Source organism: Paraburkholderia humisilvae (assembly GCF_902859855.1).
In the GTDB taxonomy this organism is placed as follows: Bacteria; Pseudomonadota; Gammaproteobacteria; order Burkholderiales; family Burkholderiaceae; genus Paraburkholderia; species Paraburkholderia humisilvae.
Window position 1 is genome coordinate 1 of record NZ_CADIKH010000117.1, and the last position, 9,967, is coordinate 9,967.

Here is a 9,967-nt window from a genome sequence, read left to right on the forward strand (position 1 = left end):
ATCTCGATACCTGGAGTCGCGGCTTCCTGTGCGCGCAATGGCAATTGCGCTGTCGGCACCGGTAGCGACGAAACCGCCATCGGATCATCCAGCGATATCGCCACCGGAACGAACACTGCCGCTTCGCTCTCCCTCTTGCTGCCCAGCAGGCCGGCACGGTATTGCCTGCGCCACTTGAACACCATGTTCGGATTCAGACCGTGCGACTGCGCGAGCTTCGCCACCGAGATGCCCGGCTCGCACGCGGCCACTGCAACTTCACGCCGGAATTCAGGCGCGTAATTCGGCCGCCCCTTGCGGCTTCCAGTACTGCTGGTCTCTGTCATCAAAGTGGTCCCCACTACTCGAAGTGATGGACATCACTTTGGACTCACGCGGGTACCCTGTCGATGCGGCCTCGAAATGACGCTTACGGACGAATGAGTTGGAATTTGACGACATTCGGCGCCGATAGTAACGATCACTGTCCTCGCGCCACGATGAGGTTCGCGCCTGATTTACGCGAGTTTGCGATGACATCGGAAATCTGAATTGCCAAAAACGAAAGGACCATAGACCATTATGGTCGACAATTCTATTCTGCAAAAGTTTGATGCATCGCTTCACGTGCGTACCTGCACCCCGCGGCAAAAACCTCGCCCATTGCGAGGCGGGGCAAAACCGGCTTCAAATCAGCTTCGACCGGCGCGCAAGGAGGCACGACTATACGCAACATATGTCGTCCACAGCACATTGACCTCACAATTTTTCACAATTCATCCGGATAGCAAGCCTACATTTTACATTGTGGCGCATGTGAGTCAGCTACGGAATTTAATCAAGCCTAGCAATCTCGCTCGTGTTCAACGTATCGGTGTGGGCAGATAGTGCAAAGCAACGGGGTTAGCCAAGGGGCGCAAATTTATTTGCATCGTATTAAATCATGTCAAGTAAACGATTCGCTATATTGAATAGTCGTGGTTCGCTTCTTGGAAATTCTTACTCGCGACTAAGGGTGGTATTCGTAAAATAACGAAATATTTTTCGTACAATATTAAGGATGACTAAATGTCTAGTGTAGTGAATGGAATTCAAGAGTCGAACAATGGCATCTTTCTGGGATGCCGCCACTCTTTGAGGAGGGGATGTTTTTAAAGTCAAATTTCTTCGCATCAAATAATGCGTGAACCATTAAAGGTGGAAAATGAACAAGCTCAACCAATCCGTAGCATCAAGAGATTCCGACAATGTAACGAGGATACAAATAGAGGATGATCCACCTAGCACCTTCCCGTCGACTCACGCAGGAGTCGTGAAACCTTCAACGAGCGGCGGCGCCAGTCTCGCGGGCGTGCTTGCTCCGCTTGCCAAAGTCGCAAAGCCTGTGGTCACAGGTCGACCTGTCGCGAATGTCTCTGCCCTCGGTTCCGCTGCCGTTCATATTCCCGAATCGGCGGCGATGCTTTCCTATCTGGAATCCCTGATGCCCCCAACGGCGAGTGAGGAGGCCGTGAGCAAAAGTATGTCGCATTTCCGAAGCGTAACCGATGAACTGGAAAAAATGGGCGAGACTTATGAGGGGCTAAGAGCGCTTCTGACTACCTTGACGCGCTTTGACCATCTCATTGCCGGGGCCGGCGGGGCAATGAAAGGACTGGCTGGTGCCGCAGGAGGATACGTCACCGATCTGACGCCAGTTCACTTTTCGACATCCGAGAAGTTCGGAAACGCTTTAGATAAGGCCGCAAGTGTAGCCGGAGTATCCCGGGCAAGGGAAAAAGTCTTGGAGACCATCGGGAAAGAAGTTTTTGAATTTCGGCTTACTCCATCGGACGACGGTCAACGGTATTTTCTTGCCCCCAATAAAGACAAGCTTGTTAAACCGGTAGCGGACCTCCTTGATTCGGTTGAACCCACCGAAATTCAACGTGTTAGGCTTGATTCCGCGTTCAGCCAGCTTCGTACAGGTGGAAATGTAGTGGCATCTGTAGCAAAAACGGCCGTCGAAGCGCTCGCAAAAAACCCGGCGGCAGGAGCGGTTGCGGATCTCGTGACGAAAAATATGCTTCGCATTCCCGCCGGCGCAATAAAGGACGTAGCTAAGTATTACCTCGCGAGCAAAGCCGGTCAACATGGGCTGCTGTACCTGCTGGGAAGGACGGACTGGAAGGATCGGTATAATGAAGCGAAAAATGCGACCCTGATGTCGATCGGCAGTAGTGGAATTAAAAATACTCTGATGTTGCCTCTCGATACGATGCGTCGCCTCCCGGATGGCGCGAAACGAATCTTGGGGGCCAAAAATATCGCGGAAACTGTCTGGGACGTTGGTGTCGGATCCGGTTCAGCTGCTGCACGAGCTGCGTTCAAGGATCACCTGGAGCAGGTCGGCTTGGGCCGAAATTCCTCAGACGGCATTGCACAGCTAGTAACCACGCTTACTTCAGGAGCTTTGGGAGACGCAGGGGAACCGGCGGTTGGGGCGATTGCAGAACATGCGTCCGAAGGCTTCTGGAAGCGGGTTGACGGTGAGGGTTCGAAGCAAGGTGCGATCACCGACGTAGCGGACAAGGTATAAAAATGCCCCGCAAATACGCACACTCACGCAAGCCGCGTGTTTCGTGCCAAGTGGACAGTCAACCCCGTAAGGTGGCGATGCGGGTCGACCTTAATACGTTCGACGATTTCATCAGGAGGCCCGCATGGGATATCCAATGTTGACCACGTGTAAAATTCGTGATGCACTGCTCATGCACTTTGACTGTGGGTTCGGGCGACGGGAGATTACCGGGGCAGGGGAGTTCGCCGCGGCAACAAACTATTTATCGATTACTCGGGCGGAGGAATCGCTACACGTAGGCCATAGCGACTTGGGCACGGCAGTTACCTGACTGGATCGACTCACACGTTTGAGCGTTCGGATTCGTCGAGAGCTGTCCAGAGATCGTTGTGCCGAATAACCTGGAATCGGGCATACACAAACCCGGTTCTACGATCCGCTCATCAATCGAATTTACGGCGCGATTGTCGCGCATTATTACGTCACCGCTCTCCCCGGCTCGCAGCGACAGGCCCGCGACAATGTGAAGTGCGAAAAGGGCGTGCTGCTTGTCCAGTACCGGATCCTGGTCCAGCTGCACAAGCTGGGCTATGTAACACATCTCGTATGAACGGCGACTTCGGGTAGCGGCAGGCTCAAGGGGCGGAGCACCGTAGTGTAGTCCCGGTTATGATTCGAGGAGTCATATAAGTTCAAAGGTCAGTTATCCTAGGTGGGAGGAGGGGATTGCGGACCGGCGTGGACGGTTGCGCAACACCCACGCAGCCGTAGCGCCCGGTGTTCTATAGTGAAGGGACAGAAACCCTTTAGTAGTGAGCGACCATGCCCGCAATCAATTCCGCCACCCTTACCAACCGCACGTCTGAGCAGCTTCCGGCAGAGGCATACTCTTCCGGAAATTCGCTTTTGGCAATACAGAAACAACAGGTCGAATCTGAGCTTCTCCAGGGACTCCAGAGCAATTCAAAAGATGGCCTGATAAATTCTAAATTCAAAGAAAAACCTGAAGCTAGGGATTCCAATACAGGAATACCGCTGAGTAGACGACAAAATAATCCAATGTATTCCGTTCTTGATGACAATGAAATCAAGGAAGCCGAGCAAAAAGGGGACAAGTGGACAGAAGACTCCGTTGAACCTCAAAAACGCTCGACTGATCGTGCTAATGCTAAGCATTCTTTTGATGGACACAGCTGGAAACCAAGTCGCTCTTTCCAGAATCCACAAATTCAAAAACATTCAAAATTCGACGACGCCGTGTCCCATCGCAAGACATCGAACGGCAAGCAGGTTTTGAATCGACACCATTTCCCGACTTATCACGTTTCCAGACAACTCGAAAAAGAGGAGCGCGAGAAAGGAACAACCTCGGTTACGAGCTCCCTTAGTTCTGGACTGGAGAGACCGAAAAACAGACGAATAGGCGGAATCATCGTAATGGGGTGAACCATGCGCGGCATGCCGAAAGGTAAACTCAAATCTATGTATGGGGTCGCGACATGATCATGCCTGAAGGTGCGGGGCTATGGCGACCTGGCCCCATCGCGCTCCTTGACCAGCGATTCCGCACGCTTCTGAAAATGGAATTGCCTGACGGTGATTTTCAATCGCTTTCGCGGCGGGGTCGTGCGCACCACGAGCAACCGGCTCCGGTGATTATTTGCCAGGTCCGAATGACCGCTCGGGCGCTAATGCCGCACCAGTCAGCTGGCAATGAAGGGGCCTGCGTCAAATCGGGCAGGATGATGCTCGCCGGGCGATTCGTTGTTAGGGTTACATGTCACCTCACCTCATGACATTGCTCCATCTGCTTCAACGTCCGCCATTGCGCGGACGCTTGCTATCCGGTACCTCACTTTCCGCTCGACCACTCGCCTTGGGAAGGCAACGCGCGAGCCCATTTGTGCTCAAAGCTACCGTGCTTTCAGCGGAAACATTGGGGCATCGAGTGTAATAGCGGTACCCGAAAACCATAATGCCCGTGAAACTGCTTTGCGCGTTCATTCAGCGCTTGCGCAAGCAGCGCTTGAACACGGGTTACGGCATCTTGGAGCAAAGTAGCTAGGGGCGACGACAACGAGGATGCGGCGAACCCCGTTCGAATCGTTCGTCAGTGCGCGTCGTTTCTGCAAGTTCTCCCGCGATGGCTCGCCGCAATTGAACCCATCGAGCAGATGTACCGCGGCGAGCAAGTATGATCGCTGTCGCACGCTTGCGCGCAACTTCCACCATGAAATCCGGACGATTCTTGCCCAACAGAGTGGCGGCATGATCGATCAGGTCGCGCTGCTTGTACCACCGACCGGCGTAATCGAGCCGGGGGCGGTGATATGAGGACACTTGGAATGCCCCAGAAACGCGATTTCGAAAAGACTCGAGAATGCGGTTTTTGCCGAATTCTGCAACCGTCTTTTTGCCGTTTCCGGGCTGTATGGCGCCTGCGGAGCTCTCGCCGTCTATGACGATGCGATAGGCACCGTGGCGTAGCCCGATGAAACGTGGCTGCCCCGAGTATGCGGATATCGGGGAACTCAGTGCTGCATTCTGTGACGCCAGGATCGTCGCCGCACACTGATACGTGGCGGCTATAAAGTCGCGGAATTCTTCGTCCTGGCGTCGCGACGCGGGCGTGCAGCCGCTGAGCGCCGCCCCCGGGAGGCGACAATTGAGCAGCTTGTGTTCGTGGCAAAGATGCGTTGACGTATCGGGCGCGATTATCAGAACCTGAAACAGGAGTTCGGACCCTGTTCAAGGAAAAGCACGTACGGTATGTCGCGTAAGCTACTGCGTACTATTTGATGCACCGATCAGTAACTTGCCTCGAGGATGACTATATCTGCACGATGCTTTCATGATTTCACCGCACCCTTCCAGAATTGTCGATGCCATGATGACCGCTTTCGGATCCGCAAGTGGTGTTGCGGTGACGGGCGCGCGAATGTGCCGCCGATTTGTTATTTTATGACGCTCAAGATTATTTTCGTTTGCGACGGCATGACCAAGATCAACTCCGAGCCATCAGACCCCAGCGGGGCCTAGATATCGCCCGGCTGACACACTTCTCGTTCTCCCGTGCGGTTCGGGAAGGCGCCCGCATCGCACTGCTGTGTCTCGGCCTGCTGTCGCCCATAGATATCGTACGAGACCGGAGCCCTGCGTGCATGCCCGCAATGGGTGGAGACTAGCGGCCTACAACATAGCCAGACTGTACTCCCGTAGGGAGACTCTGGCCGGTAAGGGAATCAATCGATTATGCAAGCAACAAACGTTTCGAATGGGCGCGTGGCAGTGGTGACGGGAGCGGCTGGCGGCATTGGCTCGTCGGTTGCGAGGCGCCTGGCGCGCGATGGTTTCGATGTGGTCTTGGCGGGGCGCGGCATGAAGACGGTCGCGGCAGTGAGCGCTCGTATCAGCGAGCACTTCCGTCCAGCCGCGGCACTTGCGCTCGACGTGGGGAGCAGTGCGTCGATCAACGAATTCTTTCGCGCCATCGATGAGCGATTCGGGCGCTGCGACGTGCTGGTGAACAACGCGGGTGTGGCGAGCCTGCATCCGTTTGGCAATTTCCCGCTCGACGAGTGGCGTCGTATTATGGAGATCAACGTCACAGGGCCATTGTTGCTCGCGCAGCAAGCTGCCCAGCGAATGATCGGGAATGGTTGGGGCCGCGTGGTCAACATCGCGTCGATCAGCGGCATTCGGGCCGGTGCGGGACGCACCGGATATGGAACGTCGAAGACCGCGCTGATGGGCCTGACTCGACAGATGGCCGTAGAGCTCGCACCGTTTGGCATCACGGCGAACTCCGTGGCCCCCGGGCCGGTCCACACGCCTATGACAAGCGTACACTCGAACGAAGCGCGTCAAGCTTACCTGAGGCAGATCCCCATGAAACGCTATGGGGTACCGGACGAGATTGCGGCTGCGGTAGCCTTCTTCGCCTCCGAGGACGCATCGTATGTGACTGGCCAGACACTCGCTGTGGACGGTGGATTCGTCGCGGCCGGCATTCTCGACGCCTGAGCGACGCGCCACGCGGCCAGAAACGTCACGATTGTTCAAGATCCGGACGTTTGCGTACGTCAACGCAAAGCCGTCAGATTTGGCCAGAGGCGTTGATGCTCGATTGAAGTTGGTTCAACCATATATCTCTCTCTGGGTGTTCGTTGCTACGCGTGGATCCTCGGCGGCCGCCCAGCAGGTATTCGATAACCGCCGCGGTGTGCGGGCCGATGTCGGTTGCCCAACTGATCTGCTGTTGCGGATTCCACTCGGTAGTGGCGGCGCGGTGATTGGGCGACATGTGCACGGCGATACACTGGCCACGCAGGAAGATGTCGACGGTGGTCTTCGTACTACGCGCATCGACCTGCTCGCGTGCATGGCGGCACGAGACGGAGTAGAAGTGCCTGTCGAGCGCGGCGTGGTAGTCAATGCCCACGCGGGCAAGTTTCCCCTGTGCGTACTGATAAGGCCTTTGTGGTAGTGGCCGCAATGCCGGGCTGTCGAGCTCTTCGAACGCGCTGCGGCGATATCCCGGCAGCTTCCTGAACGGCCTGCTGTTCCGTTCAACGAGCAGCGCGGCGATCGCACGATTGGCCTCCTCAAGACTGAACAGCCGCTGGTTGCGCAGACGCGCCAGTACCCAGCGCTGTGCCAGCAGCACCGACTGCTCGACTTAACCTTGTCGCGCGGCCGACGTTTGCGTACCGAGATGATCGCCATGGAGTAAAGGGCGGCCATCTCGCCATAGGTGCGGTTCAGAATGGGATCGTAGAAGTCAGCCTTGTGCACGCCTGACTTCAGGTTGTCGGGCACCAGGATCTCGACGCAGGCGCCGATGAAGTTCAAGGCGCGCACATGCGAGCCGATCCAGTCTTCGAGCTGCTGGGTCCAGGTGACTTCGGCATATGTGTAGTCCGATGCGCTAGGCGTCGCGACGAACAACTCCGCCTCGCGAATCTCGCCGGTGTGCGGATCAACGATGCCCAGCCTGTTGCCCGAGTAGTCGATGAACAGCTTCTCGCCGGGCGTGTGTGCCTGGTGAAGCTTGACCGGCAGGGGCGCCGCCCAGCGCTCGTAGTGCTCGCAGAACCAGCTGTAGCCATAACCTTCGGGCTCCTGGGCCTTGTACTCGTTCCGCAGCAGGTCCAACGTCTTTCCTGCCGAGCTCGCGATGCACCAGCGGCCAGTTGGGCATCGGGCGTGTTCGGGCCAACGACGGGGGCGGAAATCACAGCGCCTCGAGCGCCGCATCTTCTATCGTCATCGCCTTGGCAAAGTCCAGTTGCGCCCGCCGGGCACGATCCAGGTAGTCCCAGACCGTCGCGCTCGACGCGCCGATCGTTGTCGCGATCTCGCGCCTGTCCTCGTTCACACATGAAGCGCGGGCGCAGCACTCCTTGATTTGACGCATGGGTAACGTTTTATTTGACATTCGGTCCGCCCGACAAAATCGTCGAGTGTGTCATGGTTATCCGCGTCGCCGTCCTCCCTGCTTACTTCTCGGTTACGCGTGGAATTCGCGTTCGGGCAGTCGTGGAATTCCTGATCGGTCTGCCGTGGAATCAGCGTTCGGTTTGGCGTGGAATACGCAGGGGAGGTGTCCATACCATCTAACACAAGCCTTCCACGAAGCGTGAACAGCTGATGGCAGCAGGCAGGGAAAGCAACGCAGTATGAATGTCCAGACGCCGCTCGAAGCGAATGCGCAGCTTGCCAAAGCCGGCAAACCAGGCATGCGTGCACTCGACCTCCCAGCGATGCCGGCCCTGGCGTTGTTTGGTAAGCGGTAAATTGAGCACACATCGGCAGGCATTCCGTTACCGGGTAACCTGGTGTCAGGAGTGAGTGACGGGTAACGAGAATGGAGAGTGTGAGATGGCATTGACGACGGCACAACGGCAAGCAGCGTATCGGGCAAGGCGAGCCACGGCGGGCGAGAGCGGCAACGGAGATCGGCGGCTCGATATGTGGGTGAGTACCGAAGCCGAGCTTGCATTGGCTCGCCTGGCGCGGCGCTATGTGGTGATCAGGCGTCAGATGCTGGAACGGTTGAGCACGCGAGCGGACGACGCGATCGTGCGCCGGCTTGATCCCGACTCGCCGCAATGGGACGCCCACTTCGGCAGCGAGTGATAGCCTGACCCCGACGTTACCGGGTAACTTCGGGGCAAATGCGGTCAGCCTGTCGCGAAGTCGCTCAGGGTTGCATCGCCTTACTTTTCTGTTTGGCGAAGTTGAACGGCAGGAGGTCGGTGACGTCGGCATCCGGTGCACGTTGTGGCAGTTCGGTGAGCACGTGCAGGAGGTATGCATGGGGTTCGACGTTGCAGGCCCGACACGTGAGCATGAGGCTGTAGACCATCGCGCTCGCCTTCGCGCCGGCAACGCTGTTGCTAAACAGCCAGGAGGACCTGCCGGTACAAAACGGCCTGATGTCACGCTCGATAGCGTTATGCCGCACCCGATTATGCCGCGTCATGAATCCACGCACACAACGGTTGGGCGGATCTCTGTTCCCGGTCGCTCGGATTGCCGGCATTATCAGAGAGACTCCAGGAACGCGAGCAGCGGATCTGGAGGTTTGTAGCGTGTTGGCGCGACGCCGCTCGCCGTGGCGTGCGCGAGCGCGCGTTCCTTGAGTTGCATGTCGGCGTGCAAGTAGATCTGAGTAGTCTCGCAGGACTCGTGACCGAGCCAGAGCGCGATCACGGTTAGGTCGACGCCGTGATGCATCAGGCTCATCGCGGCCGTGTGCCGAAGCGTGTGAGGCGTTATTGATTTTTTCGTCAGCGAGGGGCACGAGAGACGCGCGATTTCGGCGTTGCGCGACACGAGTCGCTGAAGAGCATCGGCACTGAGATGACCACCGCGCGAACTGGGGAAGACCGGATCACCTGGTTCGTCTGGTTGATACAACAGCCATTCTTTCAGGACGGAAACGACATCCGGTCGCAGCGGAGTGCATCTCATCTTTCTGCCTTTGCCAAGGCAACGGACGTGGGCGCCTGTACCGAGCATCACATCCTGACGCCGAATTGTGGTCAATTCGCTGTTGCGCAGACCCGTTTGAACCGCTACAAGAAGCAGCGTTCGGTCGCGGTTGCCGATCCACGTTCGTACGTCAGGCGCCCCTACCAGAGCGGCGGCCTCGCTTTCAGTCAGAAACTCAACAGCGCCGTGCTCGCAGTGTTTAGATGGAATTGCAAGAATGCGCTGACACTGCAGAAACAACGCAGGCTCGCTGAACGCGACGAACCGGAAGAAGGCATGCACGGCGGCAAGCCGCGTGTTGCGTGTCTGCACCGAATGAGGTTGACCCGCGAAAACGGACACCTATCCTTTTGAACAGAAGGAGGAGTGTCGAAATGGGCAAGCATCGTATCGCGTACCCGGCGGAGTTCCGGGCGCACATGGTCGAGCTGG

General features: G+C 56.9%; 9 protein-coding genes and 2 pseudogenes. 4 read left to right on the forward strand and 7 right to left on the reverse strand.

Features of this window, described 5'->3' with window-relative positions:
- The coding region (tnpA, locus tag HV796_RS38335; protein WP_425497112.1) for an IS66-like element accessory protein TnpA at positions 1–326 on the reverse strand (326 nt) is incomplete at its 3' end.
- An 857-nt stretch (positions 327–1,183) separates the two neighbouring features.
- On the opposite strand from tnpA, the gene HV796_RS38340 reads away from it, so the two are divergent.
- Together HV796_RS38340 and HV796_RS38345 are read left to right on the forward strand one after the other, a co-directional pair.
- Positions 1,184–2,557, forward strand: coding sequence for a hypothetical protein (locus tag HV796_RS38340; protein WP_175233025.1), 1,374 nt, complete (start codon positions 1,184–1,186; stop codon positions 2,555–2,557).
- Positions 2,558–3,361: 804 nt separating this feature from the next.
- The gene (locus tag HV796_RS38345; RefSeq protein ID WP_175233026.1) at positions 3,362–3,985 is read left to right on the forward strand and encodes a hypothetical protein; all 624 of its coding nucleotides are present in this window, start codon (positions 3,362–3,364) and stop codon (positions 3,983–3,985) included.
- Positions 3,986–4,600: 615 nt separating this feature from the next.
- Here the strand turns inward: HV796_RS38345 and HV796_RS46155 are convergent.
- The gene (locus HV796_RS46155; protein ID WP_175233027.1) at positions 4,601–4,879 is read right to left on the reverse strand and encodes a type II toxin -antitoxin system TacA 1-like antitoxin; all 279 of its coding nucleotides are present in this window, start codon (positions 4,877–4,879) and stop codon (positions 4,601–4,603) included.
- Positions 4,880–5,791: 912 nt separating this feature from the next.
- Between HV796_RS46155 and HV796_RS38355 the strand changes: the two genes are divergently transcribed.
- Positions 5,792–6,562: an SDR family NAD(P)-dependent oxidoreductase gene (locus HV796_RS38355; RefSeq protein WP_175233028.1), complete on the forward strand. Its 771-nt coding sequence runs from the start codon at positions 5,792–5,794 to the stop codon at positions 6,560–6,562.
- Between the two features lie 73 nt (positions 6,563–6,635).
- On the opposite strand, the gene HV796_RS44735 is transcribed toward HV796_RS38355, so the two are convergent.
- The 3 genes and pseudogenes from HV796_RS44735 to HV796_RS38365 all read right to left on the reverse strand — a co-directional run.
- On the reverse strand, positions 6,636–7,205 hold the full coding sequence (locus HV796_RS44735) for a Mu transposase domain-containing protein (RefSeq protein WP_246356300.1): 570 nt from the start codon (positions 7,203–7,205) through the stop codon (positions 6,636–6,638).
- Between the two features lie 567 nt (positions 7,206–7,772).
- Positions 7,773–7,976: a hypothetical protein gene (locus HV796_RS44740; RefSeq protein ID WP_246356301.1), complete on the reverse strand. Its 204-nt coding sequence runs from the start codon at positions 7,974–7,976 to the stop codon at positions 7,773–7,775.
- Positions 7,977–8,154: 178 nt separating this feature from the next.
- Positions 8,155–8,316, reverse strand: a pseudogene (locus HV796_RS38365) (IS5/IS1182 family transposase); the annotation flags it as partial.
- 103 nt (positions 8,317–8,419) lie between these two features.
- On the opposite strand from HV796_RS38365, the gene HV796_RS38370 reads away from it, so the two are divergent.
- On the forward strand, positions 8,420–8,677 hold the full coding sequence (locus HV796_RS38370) for a hypothetical protein (protein ID WP_175233029.1): 258 nt from the start codon (positions 8,420–8,422) through the stop codon (positions 8,675–8,677).
- A 64-nt stretch (positions 8,678–8,741) separates the two neighbouring features.
- Here HV796_RS38370 and HV796_RS44745 read toward each other — a convergent pair whose 3' ends face one another.
- Complete coding sequence (locus HV796_RS44745) at positions 8,742–9,242, reverse strand: transposase domain-containing protein (RefSeq protein ID WP_281369979.1); 501 nt, start codon at positions 9,240–9,242, stop codon at positions 8,742–8,744.
- Positions 9,197–9,877 (reverse strand): annotated as a pseudogene (locus HV796_RS38380) (tyrosine-type recombinase/integrase); the annotation flags it as partial. The pseudogene HV796_RS38380 and the gene HV796_RS44745, both read right to left, overlap by 46 nt.
- Positions 9,878–9,967 lie beyond the last annotated feature (90 nt).